The organism is Allobosea sp. OK403, assembly GCF_900113835.1.
Taxonomy (GTDB): domain Bacteria; phylum Pseudomonadota; class Alphaproteobacteria; order Rhizobiales; family Beijerinckiaceae; genus Allobosea.
Window position 1 is genome coordinate 879,059 of sequence record NZ_FOQV01000002.1, and the last position, 24,974, is coordinate 904,032.

The following is a 24,974-nucleotide window of genomic DNA, read 5'->3' on the forward strand; positions in this document are numbered from 1 at the left end:
AAGCGACATCGTGGCCAAGGAAACGGGAAAGAAACTGGGACTGGAACCTCTGATCGACCCGACCGCGCAGGTGCGGCAGGCGACGCTCGGACGCTACACCGAGATCGGCGCGCGCACGTCCTTCGTCGAGTCGTCGATGGACGACTACTCCTATGTCGTGAACGATTCCAATGTCATCTACACGACGATCGGGAAATTCTGCTCGATCGCGGCGATGACCCGGATCAACCCCGGCAACCACCCGATGCAGCGGGCGAGCCAGTCGCATTTCACCTATCGCGCTTCGGCCTATTTCGACGATGCGGAGGACGATGCCGCATTCTTCGCCTGGCGGCGCTCGACGCCGGTGACCATCGGCCACGATGTCTGGATCGGCCATGGCGCGATCATCCTTCCCGGCCGCACGATCGGCACCGGCGCCGTGGTCGCGGGCGGCGCGATCGTCACCAAGGATGTCGCGCCCTACACCATCGTTGGCGGCAACCCGGCCAAACCGATCCGCCGGCGCTTCCCGGAGCCGATCGCCGAGCGGTTGCTGGCATTGGCCTGGTGGGATTGGGAGCATGCGCGCCTGCGCGCGGCGCTGGCGGATTTCCGGGCGCTGTCGGTCGAGACGTTTCTGGAGAAGCATGGCGGATAGATTGCCTGGCAGCACAGCGCAGGGTTGTGGGTTTGATCTATGTCAATAGTGTCGGAGCGAGCTCGTTAACCAAGAGATTGGCTTAATTTGATCAGCACAATTGGTAAAACGTCACCTTTGGGAATGCTGACATGGACCCCACCGATCACCTCTCCGCTCGCCTCGGCTTCATCGAGCTCGATGCGGCCGCGCAACAGCGCATGCGCGACGTCAAGGAGGTGATCGTGGCGGCGCTGCCAGGCGCGCTCGAGGCTTTTTACCGTCAGGCCAGGACCTTCCCGCAGACACGCGGCTTCTTCTCCAGCGAGCAGCATGTCGAAAGTGCCAAGCAACGCCAGCAGGCCCACTGGCAAAGAATGGCGGATGGTGCGTTCGACCAGCGCTATGTCGATGCCGTCACGGCCATCGGCAAGGTCCATGCCCGGATCGGGCTGGAGCCACGCTGGTATATTGGCGGCTATGCCCTGATCCTGGAGAAACTGATCGCCGGCGTGCTGGAAGCGCGCTGGCCCCGAAACGCCTTCGGCAGGCAGAGCCCGGGTGCGAGCGAGCGCTCGGGTGAGATTTCGGTCATCGTCAAGGCCGCCCTGCTCGACATGGACTACGCCATCTCGGTCTATCTCGAGGCCTCGGAAGCCGCCCGCCTCAGCGGGGAGGCTGCGGCGCGCGCAATCGAACAAGCCAAGGCCCTCGAGCGCGACAAGGCCATAGCCTCGGTCAGCGAAGGACTGGCCGCGCTTGCCGGCGGCGACCTGACCTTCCGGATCGCCGAAAACATTCCGGAGGAATACACATTGATCCGCGATAATTTCAACAGCGCCATGATTCGGCTGGAGGAGATGGTCTCGACCATCCAATCGACATCGGAGCTCATCGTGGGCGCCTCGCAGGAGATCAATTCGGGTTCGCAGGATCTGTCGATGCGCACCGACCAGCAGGCCTCGGCGCTCGAGGAAAATGCGGCCACCACCGAGGAGCTCGCCGCCTCCGTCAAGACCTCGGCCCAGGCTTCCCGGCTGTCGGTTTCGCTCGCCGACGAGGCGACCTCCATCGCCCGCACCGGCGGCACCATCGTCAACGACGCGATCGACGCCATGTCGCGGATCGAAGAGGCCTCGACCCGGATCTCGGAAATCACCACGGTGATCGACGGCATCGCCTTCCAGACCAATCTGCTGGCGCTCAATGCCGCTGTCGAAGCTGCTCGGGCAGGCGACGCCGGCCGCGGCTTCGCCGTGGTCGCCGCCGAGGTACGCGCACTCGCCCAGCGCTCCGCCGCCGCGGCCAAGGACATCACAGCCCTGATTGTCTCCTCAGACGCCGAAGTGACGGGTGGCGTGAAGCTCGTGCGGCTGGCTGGCGAAACGCTGCAGAAGATCGTCGACGCCTCCGTCCGCGTCTCCACGACGGTTCAGGAGATAGCCGCCGCCTCGGGCGAACAGGCCAACGGCATCGACGAAATGAGCCAGACCGTGGCCCATATGGACGACATCACCCAGCAGAATGCCGCACTCGCCGAGGAAAGCGCGGCAAGCGCCCGTGCGCTGCTCGACCACATCGCGCAGCTCGACCGACTCGTCAGCGCCTTCCGGACACAGGATGCACGCAGTCTCGCCCATCCGATGCGCCGAGTCGCCTGAAGTCGATGCTTTAGTCTCGCAACCGCCAGACCGAGCTCTGCTTGATCTCGGCGTCCTCCAGCGAGCGCGTCACCGGAACCTGATAGGTCGCCAGCGCCTCCAGCCTGTCCCGAGGCAAATAGCTCCGGCCGGGATCGCCGATCAGCACGGTCGCGCCACGCGCCTGTAATTGCGAGAGCCAGTCAATAATGCTCTGCGCCATCGCGCGCTCATAGCAGACATCGCCGGCGCAGATGACGTCCCAGCCCTCATCGCGGCCGATCAGATCGTCGAGCAGAACCTCGACGTGAACGCCATTGGCCTGAGCATTGAGACCGATCGCCTCGCCGGCGAAGGCGTCGATGTCGCAAGCCTCGACCCGCGATGCACCGGCCTTGGCGGCGGCAATCGCCACGAGCCCCGAGCCGCTGGCGAAATCGAGCACACGCTTGCCGGCCACGTTTCCCGGCTGGTCGATAAGATACCGCGCCAACGCCTGTCCGCCAGCCCAGGCAAAAGCCCAGAAAGGCGGCGGCAAGCCGATGGTAGCAAGCTCATCCTCGGTCTTCTGCCAGAGCTCCGTCGCTTCCTCGGCGACATGGAGTGAAATCTCCGGCGCATGCGGCACCGGCAGCAACCGCGTCTGCGCCAGGATGAAGCCGCGCCGATCGAGCCCTATGGCTACGACGCTCACGCCGCGACCTCAGTCGTCGGCTGGTCCAGCAGGCCGCGATAGAGCCCCTTGACCGCGTTCATCACGTCGCGCTCGGTATAGCCGTCGATCAACCTTGCGCGCGCGCTCGTGCCCATGCGCTCGGCCAGCGCCGGGGCGCCGGCGAAGGTGATCAGCGCCTTGGCGAGCGCGGCAGCGTCGTCCGCGGGCACCACGATCCCGTCGCGCCCGTCGCGAACGAAGCTGCGGCAGCCCGGCACATCCGTGGTCAGGATCGCGCGGCCGCAGGCCGCCGCCTCCAGGATCGTGCGTGGCAAACCCTCGCCGCCGCGCGAGGGCAGGATGCAGAGATGGTGCTGACGCCAGACGCCCTCGATATCGCGTGTCGGGCCGGCCCAGTTGATGCCCGGCCGGGTCGCCCATTGCTTCAGCGTCGCCTCGGGAATCGCCTTGGGATTCGAGGGGTCGGGCGCGCCGTGGACAGTGAGTTCGACGCGCGCGCCCTCCGCCCGCGCCAATCGCACCGCCTCGACCGCAAGGTCGACGCCCTTCGACCAGAGCATGCGCGCGACCAGCGCGACCTTGAGCGGCGGGGTCGCCGGCATCGGCTCCGGCATCAGGATCAAGGGATCGACGCCCGCGCCACCGACGATCGCGACCTTGCCTGCGTCCTCCGGATCGAAACCCAGCGAGACGGGATCATCGGGGTTCTCGAACAGAAAGCGGGTTTGCGGCCCGTCGATCGCCGCGCGCAGCCAAAACCGGACGGCAAGCCGCGCCGCGGCCGCGACCAGGCCCTGCCTGGCGCCGAGGAAGCCCAGACCCGTCAGCGCATAGACGCGGCGCTCGACGCCCGCGAGCTTGCCGGCGAGGCCGGCAAGCGCGATCGGCTTCAAGGCGATGCAATGCAGGATGTCGGGCCGCTCGGCCTCGATCAGGCGCTTCAGCGCCGCGATCTGGCGGAAAAGCGCGCGCGGATCGAGGCTGCGGCGCTCGGCCTCCAGCGCGATCAGACGGGCTCCCGTCGCCTCGATGACGCGGCGATGCTGCCGCTCACGGGCGATGACGACGACGTCGAAATCGAGCTCACGCGCGGCGCGGGCCATCGGCAGGAAATGCGAGGCGAAGAACCAGTCTTCCGTGGCGACGAAAAGGAGTTTGGGGCGGCGCATGGCGCGACATCAGGCGCAAGCGGCGCGGAAGGTCAAGCGGGAGTGGAGTGTTGGGCGGTGTCGCCCGGAATGGAACCGCGTGATCCTGGGTAAGCCGCCTGGCGACAGGCCCCACCATACAGCGCAATTCCTGATCCGGCGTATCACAAAAATCGAATAGTCGGCCGCCGTCCGGTCGGGTCTTGCTCGCAATGAGCCACGTCTTGAAAGACAACGTTATGAGAATAACCTGCCTGCATACCGCCGAAAGCAATGTCGCCGTTTTCGACGCCGCCGCCCAGTCGCTTGGCATCGCCAAGGGGGTTCTTCGTCACGAGGTGCGAGCGGAGCTCCTCGCGGCAGCGGAAGCCGCAGGCGGACTTACACCGGAAATCGTCGATACGACGGGTGCGGTGTTGCTGGAGCTTTGTCATGGTACCGACGCTGTCATCCTGACCTGCTCGACGCTGGGGCCCGCTGTTGCCGCCGTTGAGGAGGCTGCCGCTGTGCCTGTCCTGAGAGTGGACAGCGCCTTGGCCGAGAGGGCGGCGAGTGTCGGCGGAAAGGTCATCGCTCTCTGCGCCGTCGAAACGACGATGGGGCCGACGACGGCACTCTTTGCCGAGGCTGCGAGGCGATCTGGCGCCTCCGCTGAGGTACGCCTGGTCGCCGGCGCATGGGCCTTGTTCAAGGCCGGAGACAATGACGGATATCTCACGACGATCGCGAATGCGGCCGACGCCGCGTATGAGGACGGCGCATCGATCGTCGCCTTAGCGCAGGCATCAATGGCTGGCGCGGTCGGGCTGGTGAAGAAGGGGCCCAAGCCGATGAGCAGTCCGACCGCCGGCTTGGCCGCCGCTATGGAAAGCGCGCGGCGCGGGATCTGATTTTTGAGGCGACAAGAAATGTCGGAACACAACACAGTGGCCGCCGGAAAGGTCATCCTCCTCAACGGCGCCTCCAGCAGCGGGAAATCCACCCTCGCCCGCGCTGTCCAGGCCAGGATCAGCGAGCCCTTCTGGCACATCTCTATCGACCATTTGCGGGATGCCGGCGTGCTTCCATCCGCTCGCATCAAGAGCGGCGAATTCAGATGGGCCGAGATCAGGGGCGGCTTCTTTGCTGGCTTCGAACGATCGCTGACCGCCTATCTCGATTGCGGCAACAATCTCATCGTCGAATACATCATGGAGAATCGCGAGTGGCTGCAGCGGACCGCCCGGCTTTTGAAACGATATGACGTGTTCTTCGTCGGCATCCATTGCTCATTGGAGGAGTTGGAGCGCCGCGAGATCGCGAGAGCCGATCGGCCGATCGGCGATGCCCGCCGGGACTATCACGCCATCCACAGCTACTGCGCCTACGACGCCGAGTTCGACAGCACCTTGCTGCCTGACGAGAACGCCGAGCGCTTGATCGCACTCTGGCAGGCACGCGCGGGTCCTTCGGCCTTGGAGCAGTTCGCCGCGGCCGAGGCTTAGACCTCGCGGAACGATCGAAGGGAGGCCGGCGTGTTTTGGTCTTGAATTATCGCGCCCTGGCAAGGCCTGTGGCGAAGCCTTATTGGCTTCAGGAGTATGTCCTTGGCGGAGGGCTCCATGCCTCGCATACACATTCTCGGCGCGTCCGGCTCAGGAACAACCACACTTGGCGGAGCACTCGGAACACTCCTCGGCATACCGCACAGGGATTCCGACGCGTTCTATTGGCTTCCGACCGACCCTCCGTTCCAGACGCCTCGGCCGCTCGTGGAGCGGCAGGCCCTGCTTCTCGATCAATTAAAGCCGGGCGCGAGCTGGATCTTGTCCGGCTCAGCGATCAAATGGGCTAAGCCCCTGGAGCCGCTATATGACCTGATCGTCTATCTGCGGCTCGACCCCGTGCATCGCATGGAGCGACTGCGAAAGCGTGAACTGTCCCGCTACGGAGAGCGCATCTCCCCGGGTGGAGACATGGCCGCGACAAGCGCGGCGTTTTTCAGGTGGGCAGCCGCCTACGATACCGCCGGCGTGGAACAGCGTAGCCGTATTGCGCATGAGGCTTGGCTCGCCTCGCAAACCGCACCAATTCTTCGGCTCGATTCATCCAAGCCGGTAAAACATCTGGCGGCTGCGGTGCAGGCAGCCATTCGGTGAGACAAAACGGACAGAAGAAATCTGGAATGACGGCGTGGTTCCAGCACGAATGCCAAACGCCATCCGGCCCCTCGGGGTGCCGAGGGGCCGGATCGATACGGGCCACGCTTGCCGCTCAGTAGAGCGAGCAGACCTTGCGATAGCCGACGACTTCGCCAAAGCGGTTGACGCGCTCGACCATCTCGCAACGGCGCACCGGAGCATCCTCCTCATAGACGGGCTCGGCATAGGCGCGGTTGGCGGAGGCCGCGAGCAGGCCGCCGACGGCGAGCGCTCCGACAATGCCGGCCCCGACGCCCCAGCCACGATGGCGCGGATAGGCCTGCGCGCTGCCCGCGCCGGCGAGAATGGCGGTGGAGAGGGTGAGTACGGCCAGAGCGGCGGTCACGGTCTTCTTGAAGCTGGTCATGATGGTATCTCCCGAGGTCCAGTCGGGGGCGAACCATTCGCCCTCCATGATCCTTGGTCGCGGCGGGAGCGTGGGAGGTTCAAAAGGGAAACGATTATTTTTTCCGAGGCTCGATCCGCGAGAACAATCTCGCCGTCATCCCGGACAAGTCGCGCAGCGACGCAGATCCGGGATCCATCGGAGGGCCAATCCTTTAAAGGGCTTGGCTCTATGATGGATCTCGGATCTCCGCTTCGCTGCGTCCGGGATGACGGCGCGGGTGTAAGAGCCGGCCTCGCCTCAAGGCCGCGCCGCCGAAACCGGCAGCGCCCGCGCCAGGGCGGCCGGAGCGTCGACGCGGCCGGCGCCGAAGATCGGGTTGCGGCCCTTGCCGCCAAGATCGATGGCGCTCTCCATCAGGAGCTTGCGCACACCTTCCAGCTCGAGGTCCGGGCGCTTTTCCAGGAGCAGCGCCACCAGTCCCGAGACATGGGCGGCAGCGATCGAGGTGCCCGAGGAGAAGGCGTAGCGCCCCTCCGGCTCGGCCGCGAGCACATCAACGCCCGGCGCCGCGACCGCGATATAATTGCCGCGATTGGCCTGGGCGAAGGGCTTGTCCTGGGCGTCGGTCGCGGTGACAGCGATGACGTTGGGATCAGCGCCGGGATAGAGCGGAGCGGCATTCGCGCCGCCATTGCCGGCGGCCGCGACCGCGACGATGCCCTTGCTCTTGGCTCCAGCGAGCGAACGCGACAGCAAGCGGTCCTGCGGCCCCGCAAAACTCAGATTGACCACCCGCGCCCCCTCCCCCGCCGCCCAGTCGAGCGCCGAAAGGATGTGGTAGGTCGTGCCGTTGGCCGAGGCTGGCGCGCTGTTGCCGGAAAAGGCACGCGCGGCGAGCAGGCGCGCCGCCGGGGCGACGCCCTGCAGCTGCGCCTGCGCCATGATCGCGCCCGCCATTGCGGTGCCATGGGCATGCGGCGCGGGATCGCCACCAACCGCGTCGAAACTGCCGGCGAGCACGCCCTGCAGCTCGGGATGCGTCAGATCCGCGCCGGAATCGATCACCGCCACGCGGATCTTGTCACCACGCGCCAGCTTGTGGATGGCGTCGTAATGCAAGGTCTCGGCGACGTATTGCGGCTGCAATTCACGTTTGGGCGCGACGGAGACCAATGGCGCGACCGGCGGCAGATCGGGCGATGCGATGACGGGCGGCGCGGCCAGGACCGGCGCCGCATCCTCGGGTTTCGGCAGCGAGGCGGCAGGCTCGTTGGCAGCGCTTGCGGCCTCAGGCACGGCTTGCGCGGCCTCGTCCTTGGGCGCTTCCGGCTTCGGTGCATCCTGCTGGAGCGTATAGAGGTAATTCGGCTGCGCGCTGGCGATGCGGGCATCGCCAGCCATCTGCGACAGCACCGTGCGGGCGCTGCGGCCATCGTTCAAACGCGCCCGGATGATGGTCACGCCAGCCAAATCGAAGCGGCGGCTCGACATCAAGGTGGCGCGATGACGGCGCAGGACGGCATCGGCTTGAGCATTGGGCGCCAGTTCGACCAGTATCTCGTCGGCCACGAAACGGCGCTCGCTCGCGGCCGGGACGATGATGCGCGGCTGGCCTGGAGCCGGGCGCGCGGTCTGCACGGGGGGCGGTGTCCGGCGCGCTGGTGCGGCGGCTTGCACCGGAGCCGGCCGGCGCGGATGGCGCAGCACCGGCGCGTCGAGATCGTCACCATCGAGGATGATCGGCCGCCTCGGCCGACGCGACAAAGGCGGCTCGGGCTCATAAGGATCGTAGACCGGATGCCGCGCCGCCTGATCGAGGATGATGCCACCGATGATCCCAGCGCCGATGCCGGCCGCGGCAGGCCCCCAGCCCCCGCCCCGGCCCGGATAGCGCGGCAGGCGGCCGGGCCGCTCGGTCTCGACGCGCCCGACCCGGCCGGGAGAGGCGCGGCCGGGCGCGGCGCGCTCACGGGATGCTGGGATCGCGGTTTTGCTGCGCAACGCCGGCTGGGCACGCGTGACGCCTTGCCGCGTCGCCGGATAGTCGAAGTCGCGCCCACCATAGGTCTGGGCGCGGAGCTCACTGACAGGTGCGATCAGGCCAAGCAGGAGCGCCAGCGCAACGCCATGCCGAAGGCCGGCGCGGATCATGACGAAGCGATCGACAAGGCGTGACATCACCTTCGTCCCTCTTCCAAGTTCATAATAGCACAAACGCCGTTTCGGCAGCGCATGATGCGGGGTCAGGGCGCGGGCGCAACGAAGCTGACGATCGAGCCCTCGGCCTTCATCCGCGCCGCGATAGCGTCGACTTGCGCCGGCGTCAGCTTCGCGTCGCCGATGCGGACCTTGAAGAAGCCATTGGCGCGTGGCCCATCGACCACCGAGGCATCGTAGCGCTTGAAGAAGGCCGCGATGTCGCCGGCCTTGGCTTCGGCAGCGAAGCTCAGCAGCACATAGCGGTCGGAGGATTGCACGCCCGGCACCGAGGCCGTCTCGAAACCGCCACCACCGCCACCGCGTACGGCAAGACGGGTGATCGCCACGCCCTGGAGCGCGATCAGCGCAAGCGCTGCGGCGCTGGCATAAGCGAGCCGACGCGGCGGCTGGGCCGCGAGCCACTGCCCGAACCAGCCCAGGAGGCCGCTCCTGGCACGGGACAAGAGCGGCGCCTGTTTCGGCTCGGCCTCGATGCCGGCCATCAGACGATCGAGTGCCCGCGGTGACGGCGCGCCGAGCTGCTCGTTGAACAGGATGGTCTCGGCCATGTCGTCGCGGATGATGTCGAGCCGCAGGCGCAGTTCGGGATCAGCCGTGAGTGCCGTCTCGACGCGCAGCTTATCGGCAGCCGAGATCCGGCCATTGGCATAGAAGGGCAGCAGCTGTTCGAGTTCGACGCGCTTCGGGTCGGTCGCGAGATTATCGGTCATAGCGGACCTCCCCAACAGAACGTTCGAGCATTCGCCAGCGTGAGTCGGCTGGCGAGGTTTTCGAGAGCCGGAGCGGAGCGGACATCGGTCCGTGAGCACCGGAAGCGCAGAAAATCGCGCCAGACGGCCGCGATGGTAGAATGAGCGAGCGGTCTGTCATGGCCAGCCCCGGTCGATGCCTGCCGTTTTGAGCAGTTCGCCCAGCTTCTTGCGGGCGTGGAAAAGCCGCGTCTTGACCGTGTTCTCCGGGATGCCGACGATGCGGGCGACCTCCTCGACCGACGCCTCGTGATAATAGACGAGGTCGATGACCTCGCGATGCTCGAGGCTGAGCTTGCCGAGGCAGGCGCGGATCGCCAGGCCCTTATCCTGCTTCTGCAGCACGATCTCAGGGTCGTCGGCCTCATCCTCGAGACTTTCGGCGAAATCGTCGTCGAGCCCGGCCTCGCGCCGCTTGCGCAGCAGCGAATAGGCCTTGTTACGGGCAATCGCGAGCAGCCAGGTCGCGACCGAGGCACGCGCCTCGAAACGATCGGCCTGTCGCCAGAGATCCATGAAGACGTCACTGATCACATCCTCCGCCATCGTCTCGTCGCGGACGAGCCGCAGCACGAAACGGTAGACCCGAATTTGGTGCCGCGAGAACAGCACCTGCATTGCGAGCCGGTCGCCCGAGGCGATCCGCTTGACGAGGTCGTCGTCTGATTCCGTATGCATCGCCCTCAAGGCCCGGCATTCCGGCTCGCAAGAGTTGGTCGCAGCGAGCGCGTGGAAGGTTCAATCGGAAACGAGATTAATCGGCCCCGCGCATTGCGCCAGAGCAGATGCGAAAAACTGAGCACCGGCTTTTCGCGTTGATCCTGCTCTCACTCTTGGATGAGAGACGGATTCAGATCATCCGGCTCTCGTGTTTCCGTTTGTTGCGGGGCAGGCGCGATACTCGATGGCGGGCGCCATCCCAACCTGCGATCAGGACAAGACGAGGTCGGGGGCGAGCGCCGCCAGGAAGCTCCGGGCATCGAACAGCGCGCCCGGAGCGAAGACGCCGCCCTGTGCCGTCTCGGCGCTCAGGATTCGCTCGACGGCTTCGACGACCAGAGGCGCGGTGATCGCATAGATGTCCCGTCCGCGGGCCGCCGCCTGGCGCACCGTACTTCCCTGTCGGATTTCGACCTCCACGAGGAAGGTCTGCGCTGAGCGTCCCGAGGTGTCGGCCGCGACCGGCGCAGGAGTGGTGGTGTCTCGAAGATCGCGCAGCGGCGCGGTGTTCAGATAGGTGTGGAGTTCGGACAGCTGAAGATGGCGCCCGATCAGGACCGCTTCGGTGAAGGGCAGTTCAACCATCTCCTGCGCGCCGAAGGGTTCCGCAAACGACCAGACGGCACTCGGCGCCGGATCGGCCAGCGGCTGCAGCGTCCCACCGGAGATCGTCAGGCGACGGGCCGTGTTGCGCTGCCCCGTGATGCGCGTCCCCTCGGTCGGTTCCCAACTGTCCAGGGCGATCCCGATGCGCGCCTCATCGGCGTGGGTCCAGTCGCCCATGGCAGCGGTTGCCAGGAGGTCGCTCAGGCCGCCATAGAAGCCCATGGCGGGGATGACGACCACGCCGGCCGCTTCGGCGGCCGAGGCGTAGCGCGCGAAGGTCGCCTGGGCGCTGCCTTGCTCGGCCGTCACGTCGAGATAATGGATGCGCGCCTGCAATGCAGCCGCGACCAGGGGCTCGGCCGTGTCGAGGAACGGTCCAGCGCAGTTGATGACCGCCGCGGCCCCATCGAGGGCGCTGGCGAGCGAGGCGGGATCCTCGAGAGTGGCGACGACCTGTCTGACGCCCGTGGGGAAGTCGGCCGCCGCCAGCTTGGCTGCGTCGCGCCCTATCGCGATGACCGTGAAGCCGCGTCGCGACAGCTCCCGAACCACGAAGCGGCCAGTATGTCCGGAGGCCCCGTAGACCGCAACCGCCGGCCGCGCGCCCTCTGCTCTCAAAGGCTGGTCAGTCATGCTTTCCTCCGCGCTACAGACCTGTCTGTTCTTTTTAGTTACAGACAGGTCTGTAGCGCGTCAAGCGCGAAGCTGCTATCTCCATCGAATGCAAGGAGAACGTCATATGGAGATCGGGCAGGAGGGCGGCCGGGCCAGCGCGGAAACCGGCCAAGTCGACATGCGCGAGCGGATTCTCGAGACCGCCTCCGACCTCTTCTACCGCCGGGGCGTGCGCGCTGTCGGCGTCGATCTGGTCGTCGAGGCGGCAGGCATCGCGAAGACGAGCCTCTATCGTCACTTTCGCACGAAGGACGACCTCATCGCTGCGTTTCTACAGCGCGAAGACGAGGATTTCTGGGCGTGCTGGGATCGCGTGGCGGCGCCCCATGGACAGGACGCCGAAGCCGAGCTCGCGGCGCATATGGGCTGGATCGGAGAGCGGGTTGGCCGCCCCCATTATCGCGGCTGCCCCCAACTCAACGTCGCCGCCGAGTTCCCCGACGAGGATCACCCGGCCCGGATCGTCGCCCGAACGCACAAGCAGGAACTGCGTCGCCGTCTGCGTGGCATCGCCGAACGCCTGCGGGTCGAGCGGCCCGACGAGCTTGCCGCCCAGTTGGCGGTGGTCATCAACGGGGCCTTCGTCAGCGCCCAGATTCTGGCCGAGGACGACGCGACGTCGATCCTCCTCCAAATGGCGCATGCCCTGATCGCCGCGGCCAGGGGGCCGCGAACTTGACCGCAGGAATCCGAACCCTCATCACGCTGTGGAGATGGCAGCGGGAGAGGCTTGCATGAGCCGCTATTGGTCGGAGCTTGCCCGGGGTCTGTCGCCCTATGTGCCTGGCGAACAGCCCCGGATTCCAGGGTTGGTGAAGCTGAACACCAATGAGAGCCCGTTTGGACCATCTCCAATGGTGCTCGAAGCCATTCGGTCCGCCGCCGCCGACACGCTGCGCCTCTATCCGGACCCACAATCCACGCGCCTGCGGGAGGTGCTGGCCGAGCATCACGGCGTCGCGCCCGAACAGGTTTTTGTCGGAAACGGCTCAGACGAGGTGCTTGCCCACGCCTTCGCGGCGCTGCTGAAGCAGCCCGGGCCCCTGCTGTTTCCCGACGTCACCTACAGCTTCTACCCCGTCTACTGCCGGCTGTTCGGCATCGCGCATGAAGCAATCCCGCTCGACGGCGCGATGCGCATCCGCATCGCCGATTATCTCGACCGGGGCGGCGCCATCATCATTCCCAACCCGAACGCGCCGACGGGGATCGCGCTGCCGCGGGCGGAGATCGAACAGCTCGCGAGCGCGCGGGCCGACGTGCCTGTGGTGATCGACGAGGCCTATGTCGATTTCGGCGCGGACAGCGCCATTCCCCTGATCCGCGACCATCCCAACCTGCTGGTGGTCCAGACCCTGTCGAAATCGCGCGCGCTCGCCGGCCTTCGCGTCGGTTACGCAATCGGCGACCAGGCGCTGATCGAAGCCCTGACGCGGGTGAAGGACAGCTTCAACTCCTACCCGCTTGGGCGCCCGGCCCAGGCGGGCGCCATCGCCGCCATCCAGGACGAAGCTTATTTCCAGGAGACGCGATCGGCCATCATCGCCAATCGTGAGAGTCTGACCGCGTCTCTGATCCGGCTTGGCTTCGATGTGCTGCCATCCAGCGCCAACTTCGTCTTCGCCCGCCACCCCGGCCACACCGGCCAGGCTCTCTCAGTGGCGCTCCGCGAGCGCGCCGTGCTCGTCAGGCATTTCTCCGGTCCGCGCGTATCCAACTTCCTCCGGATCACCGTCGGATCGAAAGCGGAGCTCGACCGCCTGACGGAGGCGCTAGCAGAGTGTCTTGCGATGCCATCGAACGCATAGAAGAAGAAGCCGAGGAGGAGCGACGATATGAAAAAGAGCGCAACGACCACGGGCGAATCCCCTTCGAGCGAATCCCCTTCACGATTGATCGATGCGAGAATCGCGGAATTGGGCGACTGGAGAGGCAAGACGCTCTCCCATATCCGTGCGCTCATCCGGCAGGCGGACCCCGAAGTGGTCGAGGAGTGGAAATGGCGAGGCGTGCCGGTCTGGTCTCACGCCGGCATCATCTGCACCGGCGAGACCTATAAGAGCTTGGTCAAGCTGACATTCGCCAAGGGCGCCTCGCTCGAGGATCCGTCAGCCCTGTTCAACGCCAGCCTCGAAGGCAACGCCAGGCGCGCCATCGATCTTCAGGAGGGCGATGACATTGATCAAGACGCCTTCAAGGCGCTCATCCGTGCGGCTGTGACCCTGAACAAAGCTTCGGCCCGATAAGCGCATGCCGCGGCATGCTCCCGAACGCCCAATAGAAAAGCCCGCCGGGCTCGAGGCCGGGCAGGCTTTTTCTTGAATCCCGGGAAACCCGCGTCCGCTCAGGGGCAAGCCCGTGCATCTGACGGCCTAGGCGCGCGCGGCGACTTTCTTCGCTTTTTCGGCGGCCTTGGCGAGCTTTTCCGCCGCCTTGGCGATCTTGTCGGTGCTCGCCTTGGTCTTGGCGGCTTTGGCCGCAGCCTTGGCTTCGAGCTGCTCGGCCTTGGCCTGTGCCTGCTCGGCCGCAACGATCGCGGCGGTCTCGGCTTCCACCGCTTCCTTGGCGAGACGCTGCGCACGCAGGCGGGCCGTCTTCTGCATCACGGCGTCGCGTTCGGCCTGTTCGGCCTCCATCGCGCGCGATGCTTCCTGTTTGCGTGCGTCGGCCTTGTCGAAGGCCATTTGCGCCCGCCGCTTGATTTCGTCGGCGGAGAGTCCTCGCGTCGCCATGGCGGCTCGCTCCGATGCTGCGCTTGAGCCGAGAGGCGAATTCGCGTTTTGGACCGTGCGGCCCGAAACGACCCGTCTCTCTGAGAGGAGGCGTGTCACGCCGGCCGAGGCACGAGGGGCCAAGGCCGGAATCGTCGACTGCCGAGCCTCCTGCCGCCGATCGGCCGCGAGCGAGAACCCCGTCAGCTAGAGCGTTTTCGAGCGAAGTGGATACCGGTTCGCGTGAAGAAAACGCTTTAATACAAAGAATCTAGAGCGGTTGAACGGTCCACTTGGATCGGAAACTGCTCTAGAGCATCGTCAGGCGAGGCAGCTCTCGCCGCTTCGCCTCAAGATAATGCGCTAAAAGTAAGAATCCAGGGCAACGGGCGATCCAAACGGACCGGACATCGCCCTGGCAATCATCTGGTATCAGCGGCGGCCCTTGCCGGCGGCGCGGAGCTGGGCGTACTGCACGGCTTCCAGCAGCACCTTGCGCGGACGCTCGGCGTCGCGGCGGGCCTGCTCGGCCTTGCGGGCGGCTTCGCGAGCGATCTCGGCCAGGCGCTCTTCCTCGGCGAGGCGGGCGGCCTCGATGGCGGCCAGACGCTCGGCTTCAGCCCGGGCAGCGGCCTTCTCTGCATCGCGAACCGCGCGCGCATCGGCAATGGCCTGGCGCTCCGCGCGGCGCTGCTGCATGATCGGGTCATCCGGCCCCGGCCTCGCCTTGAAACGCTCAAGGAGCGCCTGCTTGGCGGCCGCCGAATTGGCCTTGCGATCAGTGAAGCTGCGGTCGTTCGGGTTCTTCAAGGCTAGCCTTCTCTCGTGTTGTCACGGGCGCGATCTGTGCCCCGCGAGGGGCCAATAATCCAGATCGCGCCGAATTGGTATCCAAATCAACGCGCAGGCGCTGCGCCTCCAGCGCGGACCGGCTTCGGCTTGGGCTTCGGCGCGGCGATCAAGCCTTCGCGCTGCATCTGCTTGCGCGCGACCTTGCGGGCGCGGCGGATGGCGTCGGCCTTTTCGCGGACGCGCTTCTCGGACGGCTTCTCATAAGCCGAACGGCGCTTCATTTCGCGGAAGACGCCTTCGCGCTGCATCTTCTTCTTCAGGACCCGGAGGGCCTGGTCGACATTATTGTCGCGGACGAGAACCTGCATGCCTGTCTCCTGCGTTTATAGTGACGGAAAAAGGGCCGGGCTATGAACCCCGACCCCTCGTCGGACCGCATCGTCGTTGGACCGGAAGGTTCAGGCGCCAGTACATCCGTGGTCGCCAAACCCAAATTCCGATGCCGACAGATGCGGCTTAGCGGCTCACTCAGCGCGGAGCTGATCGGCAGACATCTTGCCCGAGCGCTTGTCCTGAACCATCTCGTAGGAGATCTTCTGACCTTCCCGGAGATCGCGCATGCCAGCGCGCTCGACGGCGCTGATGTGGACGAACACGTCCTGCCCGCCATCATCCGGCTGAATGAAGCCGAAACCCTTAGTGGAGTTGAACCATTTAACTGTGCCAGCGGCCATAACGAAACCTTTCGCTAAGTATGTGGAAGCGCGTGATCGCTCACGCGCAAATTTTCGATTTTTTGAGCGGTGAAGGTCGTCAGCAGGCGCACTCTCATGCGCGGGGCCACGTCGTTCGGCCTAAATATCGACAGGCCCCATATGGGCGCTTGAAACGCCCTTGTCAATGCAACCAGCAGATGAAACCGCTTTCGGCATGGCCGCGCCGCTACTGGCAGCGCTTTACAAGTGCGCCGTTTTCGCCAACAGCCAAAGCCGCAAGTCTTGTAAGTTCAACAAGTCCTGAAAGTTCAAACCGGTCGCAGCCGTGAAGACGCCGTCACTGAACCAGTTCCGCCGCATCGTCGTCAAGGTCGGCTCCAGCCTGCTCGTCGACCGGGCGCGCGGCCGTTTGCGCCAGGCCTGGCTCGCCGCGCTCGCCGAGGACCTTGCCGATCTGCACCAGCGCGGCGCCGACGTGCTCGTCGTCTCCTCGGGCGCGATCGCACTCGGGCGGACCGTGCTCGGCCTGCCCTCGGGCCCATTACGGCTGGAGGAAAGCCAGGCTGCCGCCGCCGTCGGCCAGATCGCGCTCGCCCGGACCTGGGCCGAGGCGCTCGGCCATCACGGCCTCACCGCCGGCCAGATCCTGCTGACGCTTGCCGACACCGAGGAGCGCCGGCGCTATCTCAATGCACGCGCGACGCTGGGCCGCCTGCTCGATCTGCGTGCGATCCCCGTGATCAACGAGAACGACACCGTCGCCACCGCCGAGATCCGCTATGGCGACAATGACCGGCTCGCCGCCCGCGTCGCGACCATGGCCGGCGCCGACCTGCTGGTGCTGTTCTCCGATATCGACGGTCTCTATACCGCCCCTCCCCTCAGCGATCCCGGCGCGCGCCATATCCCACTGGTCGAGCGCATCACGCCGCAGATCGACGCCATGGCGGGCGGCGCCGCTTCCGAGCTCTCGCGCGGCGGCATGCGCACCAAGATCGAGGCCGGCAAGATCGCAGCCGCCGGCGGCACGCATATGCTGATCGCCGACGGGCGGGGGAAGAACCCGCTCGGTGCCATCGCCGATGGCGCGCGCTGCACCTGGTTCCTGACCGCCTCCACCCCCGCAACCGCGCGGAAAACCTGGATCGCCGGCTCGCTCGAACCGCGCGGCGCACTCCATGTCGACGAGGGCGCGGCGCGGGCGCTGCGCGGCGGGGCGAGCCTGCTGCCGGTCGGCGTCAGCCGGATCGAGGGCGATTTCGCGCGCGGCGACGCCGTGCTGATCCGCGATCCGCAAGGTGCGGTGCTGGGACGCGGGCTCGTCGCTTATGATGCAAACGAGGCGGCGCTGGTGCTGGGCAAGGCCTCGCGCGACATCGAAGCCGTGCTGGGCTATCCCGGCCGCGCCGAGATGATCCACCGGGACGACATGGCGCTGGGCGTCGGCTAAGGTCTGAAGGCATAAAGGGTTTGGATAGGCCGGTCATGACGAGCGAGAGCGCCCTGCGCGTGGTCTCTTCCGACAAGGAGCGCGGCGATGTCGCGGCGCTGATGGGCGATCTCGGCACGCGCGCACGCGCCGCGGCCCGCCTCGTCGCGCTCGCCTCGGCGGCAAAGCGCGATGCCGCGCTCATCGCGATGGCAGATGCCCTGCGCACAGGCGCCACGGATATCCTCGCTGCGAACGCGCTCGATATCGCCGACGCCAAGGCCAATGGCCAGAACGCCGCCTTCATCGATCGGCTGCTGCTCGACCAGCCTCGCCTCGACGGCGTGGCCGAAGCTGTCGCGTCCGTAGCCGCCCTGCCTGACCCGGTCGGCCGCGTGCTGGCGAGCTGGACGCAGCCCAACGGCTTGCGCTTCGAGCGTGTCGCGACGCCGCTCGGCGTCATCGCGGTGATCTTCGAGAGCCGCCCCAATGTCACAGCCGATGCCGGCGCGCTCTGCCTGAAGAGCGGCAACGCCGCGATCCTGCGTGCCGGCTCCGACAGTTTCCGCACCTCGTCTGCGATCGCTGCCGCCCTGCGCCAGGGACTGGAAGTGGCGGGCTTGCCGGCCGACGCGATCCAGCTCGTGCCTACCCGCGACCGCGCGGCGGTCGGCGAAATCCTCAAAGGCCTCGACGGCCATGTCGATGTGGTCGTGCCGCGCGGCGGCAAGAGCCTCGTCGCCCGCGTCCAGAGCGACGCTCGCGTGCCGGTCTTCGCCCATCTCGACGGCAACTGCCATGTCTATGTCCATGCCAGCGCCGATCTTGCCATGGCCCGCGACATCACCCTCAACGCCAAGCTGCGCCGCACCGGCGTCTGCGGCGCAGCCGAGACCCTGCTGGTCGACGAGGCCTGTGCCGCGACGCATCTCGCCCCGCTGGTGAGCGCCCTGCTCGACGCTGGCTGCGCCGTGCGCGGCGACGCCGCGACGCAAGTGCTCGACCCCCGCGTCACCCCCGCGACCGAGCAGGATTGGGCGACGGAATTCCTCGACCGCATCATCGCGGTGAAGCTTGTCGCAGGGCTCGACGCCGCGATCGAGCATATCGAGCGCTACGGCTCGCACCATACCGAGGCGATCATCGCCAACGACGCGCAGGCCGCCCAGCGCTTCCTCGCCGAGGTCGATTCGGCGATCGTGCTGCACAATGCCTCGACGCAGTTCGCCGATGGCGGCGAATTCGGCTTCGGCGCCGAGATCGGCATCGCGACGGGGCGCATGCATGCGCGCGGGCCGGTCGGCGTCGAGCAGCTCTGCTCGTTCAAATACCGTGTCCATGGCGACGGCCAGATTCGTTCGTGACGCAGAATCTTGCCTTGAGCAGCGATCACCTGCGGCTGCCGCCCCATGCGCCGGGCCTGCGCATAGGCCTGTTCGGCGGGAGCTTCAACCCGGCCCATGACGGCCATCGCATGGCGAGCCTGACCGCGCTGCGCCGGCTCCAGCTCGACCGCGTCTGGTGGCTGGTGACGCCCGGCAACCCGCTCAAGGACAACGCCGCCCTGCCGCCTTTGGCACAGCGCGTCGCCTTCGGGCGCCAGATCGCCGACCATGCCCACATCCATGTCACCGGGATCGAGGCGCGGCTGCGCACCCGCTACACCGCCGACACGCTGCGCGCGCTGAAGCTGCGCTGCCCCGGCGTCCACTTCGTCTGGCTGATGGGCTCGGACAATCTCGCCAGCTTCCATCGCTGGAACGAGTGGCGCGCGATCGCCCGGATGATGCCGATCGCGATCATCGACCGACCGGGCTCGACCCATAGCTCCGTCGCCTCGCCAGCCGCTAACTGGCTCTCGCGCTGGCGGATTTCGGAAAGCCAGGGTGCCGCGCTCGCCGATGCGAAGCCCCCCGCCTGGATCTTCCTGCACGGCCGCCGCTCCGGTCTCTCCTCCACGCAATTACGCGAACAGGCCGAATCCGATTGAATTTTGGCCTCGCTGAGCGTAATTTGATCACGTCGCGCTGTGAGCGCGTCGTGATCGAGAGGATACGGAACTGAACCGTTCAACCCTTGGTGAAGCCGAGCCCAAGCCGCTTCCCCAGGCCGCTGTGTCGGAAAACCCATCCGCCGACAGCGTAGCCCTCGCATTGCATGTTCTCGAAGAGATGAAGGCCGAAGACGTCACGGTCATCGACCTGGTCGGCAAGACCTCACTGGCTGATGCGATGATCATCGCGTCGGGCCGGGTGAACCGTCATGTCGCCTCCATCGCCGACAGCCTGGTCGAAGCCCTCAAGGCGTCGGGCCTGCCCACGCCCAAGGTCGAGGGCATGCCGGCCTGCGACTGGGTGCTGATCGACACGGGCGACATCATCGTCCACGTCTTCCGCCCGGAAGTGCGCCAGTTCTACAATCTCGAGAAGATGTGGGGCGCCGACAGGCCCAACGAGCGCCTCGTCAGCTGACCAACGCAGAATGCGAAAAGCGGGAACCGGTTTTCGCATTCTGTTCCAACTTTCCGGAACGAGAGACGCGCGCCGTTGCGCCTCGCCATCATCGCCATAGGCCGGCTCAAGGACGGGCCGGAACGTGAGTTGTGCGAGCGCTATCGCGAGCGCGCGCTGGCGCTCGGGCGCGGGCTGGGCTTGTCAGGCCCCGAGATCGTCGAGCTCGCCGAGAGCCGCGGCCGCCGGCCCGACGAACGCAAGCGCGACGAGGCCCAGGCCATCACCGCCAAACTTGCACCTGGACTGCTGATCGCGCTCGACGAGCGCGGCCGCAGCCTGACCAGCGACGCCTTCGCGGCCAGGATAGCCACCGCGCGCGATGCAGGTACGGCGGCCGCCAGCCTCGTCATCGGCGGCGCAGACGGGCTCAGCGACGAGATCCGCGACCGGGCTGATCTGACGATCGCGTTCGGGGCCTTGACCATCCCCCACCAGATCGTGCGCGCGCTGGCGCTCGAACAGCTCTACAGAGCCATGACGATCATCGCCGGACACCCTTATCATCGCGCATGAGACTATTCCGGACCTTGATTCGCGGATGGCGCTGCCCGGCCCGCTCATGGCATCGCGGCATGCCGTCGGATAAAGGCTTCCGCACATCCTGCGGACAGGCCCGCAAAGCCTTCGCTGCCCTGTCACTGGCCCTGTTCATCGCCGCGCTCCCTGCCGCCGCCCAATCCCCCGACCCCGAGCAATTGACCCGCGAGGCCCAGGCCAAGCAGGCCGAGAAACAGGCCCGCGAGGCCGAGCTCAAGGCGATCGAGCAACGCCTGGCCGGCAATGCCGAGGCGCGCAGCAAGCTGGAGGCGGAGATCGCCGGCATCCGCGCCGACCGCGCCGCCCTCAACAAGGCCCTGCTCGAGGCGACCCAGCGCACCCAGGGCGTCGAGCGGCGCATCGGCGCGATCGAGGACAGGCTCGGCCTGCTGCAATCCAGCGAAGCGGCGATCCGGCGTTCGCTTGAAGGCCGACGCGGCTTGATCTCTGAAGTGCTGGCCGCGCTGCAGCGCATCGGCCGACGCCCGCCGCCGGCGGTGCTGGTGCGCCCCGAGGATATTCTGGAAGCGGTGCGGGCCTCGATGCTGCTGGGCGCGGTCGTGCCCGATCTGCGCCAGGAGATCGAGATCCTGGGTTCGGATCTCGGCGAACTGGTGCGCCTGCGCGAGAACATCACCGGAGACCGCAAGGCCATCACCACCGAGCTCGAAGGCCTGGCGACGGAACGTCAGCGCCTGGCCTCGCTGATCGAGGCTAGGCGCGAGCGTGAAACGGGCGCCGCCCGCGACGTCGAGGAGCAGCGCAGCCTCGGTGGCGAGCTCGCGGCGCAGGCGCGCTCCCTGCGCGATTTTGTCGAACGCATGGAAAAAGAGATCTCGACGGCCAATCGCGCCGCCGAGACCGCCCGCCAGGCCCTCGAATCGGAAACCCGCGAGCAGCGCCAGCGCATGGCCGCGCTCGCCTTCAAGGACCCCGCACGGCTCGCGCCCAAGATCGCCTTCGCCGAGGCACGGGGCTTGCTTCCCCTGCCAGCGGCTGGATCACAATTGCGTGGTTTCGGAGAAAGTGACGGCGCAGGCGGCACGACGCGTGGAATATCTGTGAGTACGCGCCCCAATGCCCTAGTTTCGGCGCCTTCAGACGCTTGGGTGGTTTATGCGGGTCCCTTCCGCTCCTTCGGGCAACTCTTGATCCTGAATGCCGGCGGGGGGTACTATCTATTGCTGGCCGGAATGCAGCGCATCGACGTATCGCTGAATCAGTTCGTCCTCGCGGGGGAACCGGTTGCGGTGATGGGCGAAACGTCGGAAGCTGCCGCGACGATCGTAGGTTCTGGGACCGGACAACCGGTTCTTTATATTGAGTTCAGAAAAGACGGCGTTTCGGTCGATCCGACGCCGTGGTGGACGAAACCGCAAGGCGAAAAGGTTCGCGGATGATGCGCAAGGTTTCCCTCGTTTTCGCCGGTGCGGTCATGGGCGCCGGCCTGACCGGTCTGGTCACCCAGACAAAGCTGTTCACCTCGACCAGCGCGGTCGCGGCCTCCGCCGAGGTCTATCGCAGTCTCAATCTGTTCGGTGACATCTTCGAGAAGATCCGCACCGATTATGTCGAGAAGCCGGATGAACAGAAGCTGATCGAGGCCGCCATCAACGGCATGGTCTCCTCGCTCGATCCGCATTCGGGCTATCTCGACGCCAAGAGCTTCCGCGACATGGACACCGACATGCGCGGCCAGTTCGGCGGGCTCGGCATCGAGGTGACGATGGAGGACGGCGTCCTCAAGGTCGCCAAGCCAATCCGCGACACGCCCGCCTCGAAGGCCGGCATCCTCTCCAACGACATCATCCGCCAGATCGACGGCGACGAGGTCAAGGGCCTGAGCCTGACCCAAGCCGTCGAGAAGATGCGCGGCATCATCAACACCCAGGTCAAGCTCAAGATCGAGCGCCCGGGCAAGCTCGATCCGCTCGAATTCACCCTGACCCGCACCACCATCGTGGTGCCGGCGGTCGAGGAGCGCGTCGAGAGCGACGTCGGCTATATCCGCATCGGCACCTTCAGCGAACAGACCTATGAGGGCCTGCGCAAAGGCATCGAGAAGGTCAACGCCGAGATCGGCAAGGACAAGATCAAGGGCTACGTCATCGACCTCCGCAATAATCGCGGTGGCCGTCTCGACCAGTCTGTGCTGGTCTCCAACGCCTTCCTCGAGCGCGGCAAGATCGTCTCGACGCGCGGCCGCAACGCCGAGGAAACGCAGGTCTTCAACGCCAAGCCCGGCGGCGACCTGACCAAGGGCAAGCCCGTCGTGGTGCTGATCAACGGCTCCTCCGCCTCAGCGGCCGAGATCGTCGCCGGCGCGCTGCAGGACCACAAGCGCGCGACCATCATGGGCACGCGCTCCTTCGGCAAGGGCTCGGTCCAGACCGTGATCCCGCTCGGCGCCAATGGCGGCCTGCGCCTGACCACGGCGCGCTACTACACCCCGTCCGGCAACTCGATCCAGGCCAAGGGCATCACGCCCGATGTCGAGGTCGCGCAGGAGATCCCGGCCGAGCTCAAGGACAAGCTCGGCGAGAGCAAGGGCGAAGCCTCGCTCAAGGGCCATCTCAAGACGGTCGACGGCAAGGAAGAACAGTCCGGCTCGGCCTCCTACGTGCCCAACGATCCGTTGAAGGACACGCAGCTGATCGCGGCGCTCGACCTGCTGCGTGGCGTCAAGAAGGACGCCGCCGCGCCTGCGCCGACGCCCGCCCCCGAGGCGCCGAAGCCGAACTGAGCACGGGAGACGCGCCGCCCGGCACTCGACGCGCGGCTCGCCACACGACAAGACTAGACGCGCGGGCCGTTGATTCGGGCCGCGCGATCGTGCTGCCGGGAACCGGACCCGCTCTCGGGAACCAGCATGCTTGCTTCAGGTCTTTGCTCTCTTAGCTGAGGACGGCTGCCCTTGGCCGGAACGCCGCTCACCGAGCTCAATCGGCCGCTCGGCCAGAATCGCCCCACGCCTCATGGCAAACCATGGGGCCTTTGGCTTGCCCTGAGCGCAAGCGGCGCCGTCGGCCTTGCGATCGCCGCCCTCCTCTTCCTCGTCGCGACGCGCCGCGATCCCGATGGCGGCGAACCGATGGCGACAGCGCTGATCGAAAAGCGTAGCCCCCAATCGCAGGCGACATCGCCAACGCCGGCGGCCTCCACCCCGGAACTCCGGACCCAGGCCAGTGCCAGCCAGCTTGAAACCGAAGCCGGCGTGACCGTGGTGCGCCCCGGTGCGGGCGCGGAGGCGCCTGGCTCGATCGTCATCACCATTCCCGACAGCGCCGCGACGATCAAGCTCGCCCCCTCCCCCGACAGCCGGCTGGTCGAGCGCACGCGCCACGGCCTGCTGCCGAAGATCGGCCCTGATGGCGCGACGCCCGCCCAGATCTATGCTCGCCCGCTCGGACCGCAGCCCGCGACCAAACCGGCAGGGCGGATCGCCCTCCTCGTCGGCGGCCTCGGCATCAGCCAGAGCGGCACCGCCGACGCCATCGCCAAATTGCCGGGCACAGTGTCCCTGGCCTTCGCACCCTATGGTCCGGAGCTGGAGCGCACGGTCCAGCGCGCGCGCGGCGAGGGCCATGAGGTCTTCCTCCAGGTGCCGATGGAGCCGTTCGACTATCCCGACAACGACCCTGGCCCACAAACCCTGCTGACCGGCCCGAAGGCGGCTGAGAATATCGACCGGCTGCAATGGGTGCTTGGGCGCTTCACCGGCTATGTCGGCATCGTCAATTTCCTCGGCGGGCGCCTGACCGCGGACGACGCTGCGCTCTCGCCGATCCTGCGCGAGATCTCCGGGCGCGGACTCATCGTCGTCGATGACGGCTCCTCCTCGCGCAGCCTGCTCGCGACCTCGGCCGCGCGCGCCCAAATCCCGGCGATGAAGGTCGATCGCGTCATCGACACGGTCGCCCGGGCCGACGCGATCGACAAGGAACTCGCCATGCTGGAAGCACTGGCGCGCGAGCAGGGCATCGTCATCGCCTCGGCGAGCGCCCTGCCCGTCTCGATCGAGCGGATTGCGCGCTGGGCCCAATCGCTCGAGGCCAAGGGCATCCTCGTCGTGCCGGTCAGCGCGGCGCGCGGCTTTCGAAACCCGTCCTCGACAGGCTCTCTGCGATGATCGCTTCCCCGCCCAAGGGCTATCGTCCCTGCGTCGGCCTCGCGCTGTTCAATGGGCAGGGCCTCGTCTTCATCGGCCGACGCGCCAATCGCAGCCTGCGCGAGCATGTCGCGGAAGGCCATGAATGGCAGATGCCGCAAGGCGGCATCGATGCGGGCGAGACGCCGCTCCAGGCGGCGAGGCGCGAGCTGCAGGAGGAGACCAACGTCACCTCCGCGACCCTGCTCGCTGAGGCGCCCGGCTGGCTCAGCTACGACCTGCCTGTCGATATCGGCAAGGAGGCCTGGCGGGGGCGCTGGCGCGGCCAGGCACAGAAATGGTTCGCTTTCCGCCTCGACGGCCCTGATGACGAGATCAACACGCTCACCCCCGCCGGTGGCCACAAGGCCGAGTTCGATGCCTGGCGCTGGGAGAAGCTGGAGCGGACGCCTGCCTTGATCATCCCCTTCAAGCGCGAGGTCTATCTCCAGGTCGCGACATTGTTTGCGCCTTTCGCCAAACCTTAGAGCATTTCCGCGTTTCTCCGAATCGCAGAAATGCCCTAGCCCCTTGTTTTAACACGCTT

The 24,974-nt window shown here is 66.6% G+C and carries 28 protein-coding genes; 17 read left to right on the top strand and 11 right to left on the bottom strand.

Translation table 11 applies throughout. The features are described 5' to 3' along the window. Nucleotides 1–10 precede the first annotated feature (10 nt). Nucleotides 11–640 carry a transferase hexapeptide repeat family protein gene (locus BMZ97_RS10115; protein ID WP_092167982.1) on the top strand — a complete coding sequence of 210 codons (630 nt, stop codon included), beginning with the start codon at nt 11–13 and terminating at the stop codon, nt 638–640. Between the two features lie 131 nt (nt 641–771). Continuing rightward, nucleotides 772–2,280, top strand: coding sequence for a globin-coupled sensor protein (locus BMZ97_RS10120; RefSeq protein ID WP_092167984.1), 1,509 nt, complete (start codon nt 772–774; stop codon nt 2,278–2,280). A 10-nt stretch (nt 2,281–2,290) separates the two neighbouring features. Here BMZ97_RS10120 and BMZ97_RS10125 read toward each other — a convergent pair whose 3' ends face one another. Next, the gene (locus tag BMZ97_RS10125) at nt 2,291–2,953 is read right to left on the bottom strand and encodes a class I SAM-dependent methyltransferase (RefSeq protein ID WP_244546323.1); all 663 of its coding nucleotides are present in this window, start codon (nt 2,951–2,953) and stop codon (nt 2,291–2,293) included. Further along, nucleotides 2,950–4,104, bottom strand: a complete 1,155-nt coding sequence (locus tag BMZ97_RS10130; RefSeq protein ID WP_092167987.1) for a glycosyltransferase family 4 protein — start codon at nt 4,102–4,104, stop codon at nt 2,950–2,952. Before BMZ97_RS10130 ends, BMZ97_RS10125 begins: the two co-directional genes overlap by 4 nt. Before the next feature lie 203 nt (nt 4,105–4,307). Between BMZ97_RS10130 and BMZ97_RS10135 the strand changes: the two genes are divergently transcribed. The 3 genes from BMZ97_RS10135 to BMZ97_RS10145 all read left to right on the top strand — a co-directional run bounded on the left by BMZ97_RS10135 (nt 4,308) and on the right by BMZ97_RS10145 (nt 6,221). Beyond that, entirely contained in the window at nt 4,308–4,973 is a 666-nt protein-coding gene (locus BMZ97_RS10135) for an aspartate/glutamate racemase family protein (RefSeq protein ID WP_244546324.1), read from the top strand. 18 nt (nt 4,974–4,991) lie between these two features. After that, entirely contained in the window at nt 4,992–5,567 is a 576-nt protein-coding gene (locus tag BMZ97_RS10140; RefSeq protein ID WP_092167993.1) for a chloramphenicol phosphotransferase CPT family protein, read from the top strand. Between the two features lie 117 nt (nt 5,568–5,684). Continuing rightward, the gene (locus tag BMZ97_RS10145; protein WP_092168939.1) at nt 5,685–6,221 is read left to right on the top strand and encodes a P-loop NTPase family protein; all 537 of its coding nucleotides are present in this window, start codon (nt 5,685–5,687) and stop codon (nt 6,219–6,221) included. A 115-nt stretch (nt 6,222–6,336) separates the two neighbouring features. Here BMZ97_RS10145 and BMZ97_RS10150 read toward each other — a convergent pair whose 3' ends face one another. From BMZ97_RS10150 to BMZ97_RS10170, 5 genes are all read right to left on the bottom strand, one after another. Continuing rightward, nucleotides 6,337–6,630, bottom strand: a complete 294-nt coding sequence (locus tag BMZ97_RS10150; protein ID WP_139221191.1) for a hypothetical protein — start codon at nt 6,628–6,630, stop codon at nt 6,337–6,339. A 279-nt stretch (nt 6,631–6,909) separates the two neighbouring features. Next, nucleotides 6,910–8,790, bottom strand: coding sequence for a S8 family serine peptidase (locus tag BMZ97_RS10155; RefSeq protein WP_092167999.1), 1,881 nt, complete (start codon nt 8,788–8,790; stop codon nt 6,910–6,912). Between the two features lie 65 nt (nt 8,791–8,855). Beyond that, on the bottom strand, nt 8,856–9,542 hold the full coding sequence (locus BMZ97_RS10160) for a hypothetical protein (protein ID WP_092168002.1): 687 nt from the start codon (nt 9,540–9,542) through the stop codon (nt 8,856–8,858). 156 nt (nt 9,543–9,698) lie between these two features. Beyond that, nucleotides 9,699–10,259, bottom strand: coding sequence for a sigma-70 family RNA polymerase sigma factor (locus tag BMZ97_RS10165; RefSeq protein ID WP_092168005.1), 561 nt, complete (start codon nt 10,257–10,259; stop codon nt 9,699–9,701). Nucleotides 10,260–10,511: 252 nt separating this feature from the next. Next, nucleotides 10,512–11,540, bottom strand: a complete 1,029-nt coding sequence (locus BMZ97_RS10170) for a saccharopine dehydrogenase family protein (RefSeq protein WP_092168009.1) — start codon at nt 11,538–11,540, stop codon at nt 10,512–10,514. Between the two features lie 106 nt (nt 11,541–11,646). On the opposite strand from BMZ97_RS10170, the gene BMZ97_RS10175 reads away from it, so the two are divergent. The 3 genes from BMZ97_RS10175 to BMZ97_RS10185 are packed head-to-tail and all read left to right on the top strand — an operon-like array spanning nt 11,647 to nt 13,828. Then, nucleotides 11,647–12,261 carry a TetR/AcrR family transcriptional regulator gene (locus tag BMZ97_RS10175; RefSeq protein ID WP_092168012.1) on the top strand — a complete coding sequence of 205 codons (615 nt, stop codon included), beginning with the start codon at nt 11,647–11,649 and terminating at the stop codon, nt 12,259–12,261. Between the two features lie 55 nt (nt 12,262–12,316). Then, nucleotides 12,317–13,390, top strand: a complete 1,074-nt coding sequence (gene hisC, locus BMZ97_RS10180; RefSeq protein WP_092168014.1) for a histidinol-phosphate transaminase — start codon at nt 12,317–12,319, stop codon at nt 13,388–13,390. Nucleotides 13,391–13,417: 27 nt separating this feature from the next. Continuing rightward, entirely contained in the window at nt 13,418–13,828 is a 411-nt protein-coding gene (locus BMZ97_RS10185; protein ID WP_092168016.1) for a DUF1801 domain-containing protein, read from the top strand. 126 nt (nt 13,829–13,954) lie between these two features. Here BMZ97_RS10185 and BMZ97_RS10190 read toward each other — a convergent pair whose 3' ends face one another. From BMZ97_RS10190 to BMZ97_RS10205, 4 genes are all read right to left on the bottom strand, one after another. Next, nucleotides 13,955–14,314, bottom strand: coding sequence for a hypothetical protein (locus BMZ97_RS10190; protein ID WP_092168019.1), 360 nt, complete (start codon nt 14,312–14,314; stop codon nt 13,955–13,957). 411 nt (nt 14,315–14,725) lie between these two features. Further along, nucleotides 14,726–15,103 (bottom strand): DUF6481 family protein, encoded by a 378-nt coding sequence (locus BMZ97_RS10195; RefSeq protein WP_092168021.1) that lies wholly within the window; start codon nt 15,101–15,103, stop codon nt 14,726–14,728. Between the two features lie 86 nt (nt 15,104–15,189). Beyond that, nucleotides 15,190–15,453, bottom strand: a complete 264-nt coding sequence (gene rpsU / locus BMZ97_RS10200) for a 30S ribosomal protein S21 (RefSeq protein ID WP_069693190.1) — start codon at nt 15,451–15,453, stop codon at nt 15,190–15,192. Between the two features lie 156 nt (nt 15,454–15,609). Continuing rightward, the gene (locus BMZ97_RS10205) at nt 15,610–15,819 is read right to left on the bottom strand and encodes a cold-shock protein (protein WP_068179468.1); all 210 of its coding nucleotides are present in this window, start codon (nt 15,817–15,819) and stop codon (nt 15,610–15,612) included. Nucleotides 15,820–16,126: 307 nt separating this feature from the next. Between BMZ97_RS10205 and proB the strand changes: the two genes are divergently transcribed. From proB to BMZ97_RS10250, 9 genes are all read left to right on the top strand, one after another. After that, nucleotides 16,127–17,251 (top strand): glutamate 5-kinase, encoded by a 1,125-nt coding sequence (gene proB / locus BMZ97_RS10210; protein ID WP_092168024.1) that lies wholly within the window; start codon nt 16,127–16,129, stop codon nt 17,249–17,251. Between the two features lie 101 nt (nt 17,252–17,352). Further along, complete coding sequence (locus tag BMZ97_RS10215; protein ID WP_092168942.1) at nt 17,353–18,594, top strand: glutamate-5-semialdehyde dehydrogenase; 1,242 nt, start codon at nt 17,353–17,355, stop codon at nt 18,592–18,594. Beyond that, nucleotides 18,591–19,220 carry a nicotinate-nucleotide adenylyltransferase gene (locus BMZ97_RS10220; RefSeq protein WP_092168026.1) on the top strand — a complete coding sequence of 210 codons (630 nt, stop codon included), beginning with the start codon at nt 18,591–18,593 and terminating at the stop codon, nt 19,218–19,220. The genes BMZ97_RS10215 and BMZ97_RS10220 overlap by 4 nt, the downstream gene beginning before the upstream one ends. A gap of 124 nt (nt 19,221–19,344) precedes the next feature. Continuing rightward, on the top strand, nt 19,345–19,701 hold the full coding sequence (gene rsfS, locus BMZ97_RS10225) for a ribosome silencing factor (protein ID WP_244546325.1): 357 nt from the start codon (nt 19,345–19,347) through the stop codon (nt 19,699–19,701). Nucleotides 19,702–19,776: 75 nt separating this feature from the next. Further along, nucleotides 19,777–20,256: a 23S rRNA (pseudouridine(1915)-N(3))-methyltransferase RlmH gene (rlmH, locus tag BMZ97_RS10230; protein WP_092168029.1), complete on the top strand. Its 480-nt coding sequence runs from the start codon at nt 19,777–19,779 to the stop codon at nt 20,254–20,256. A 59-nt stretch (nt 20,257–20,315) separates the two neighbouring features. Further along, a complete protein-coding gene (locus tag BMZ97_RS10235) occupies nt 20,316–21,680 on the top strand; it encodes a murein hydrolase activator EnvC family protein (protein WP_092168032.1) in 1,365 nt (454 codons plus the stop codon). Continuing rightward, the gene (locus BMZ97_RS10240; protein ID WP_092168945.1) at nt 21,680–23,023 is read left to right on the top strand and encodes a S41 family peptidase; all 1,344 of its coding nucleotides are present in this window, start codon (nt 21,680–21,682) and stop codon (nt 23,021–23,023) included. Before BMZ97_RS10235 ends, BMZ97_RS10240 begins: the two co-directional genes overlap by 1 nt. 171 nt (nt 23,024–23,194) lie before the next feature. Continuing rightward, nucleotides 23,195–24,409 (top strand): divergent polysaccharide deacetylase family protein, encoded by a 1,215-nt coding sequence (locus BMZ97_RS10245; RefSeq protein WP_092168034.1) that lies wholly within the window; start codon nt 23,195–23,197, stop codon nt 24,407–24,409. Continuing rightward, complete coding sequence (locus BMZ97_RS10250; RefSeq protein WP_092168037.1) at nt 24,406–24,915, top strand: RNA pyrophosphohydrolase; 510 nt, start codon at nt 24,406–24,408, stop codon at nt 24,913–24,915. The genes BMZ97_RS10245 and BMZ97_RS10250 overlap by 4 nt, the downstream gene beginning before the upstream one ends. Nucleotides 24,916–24,974: the final 59 nt, after the last annotated feature.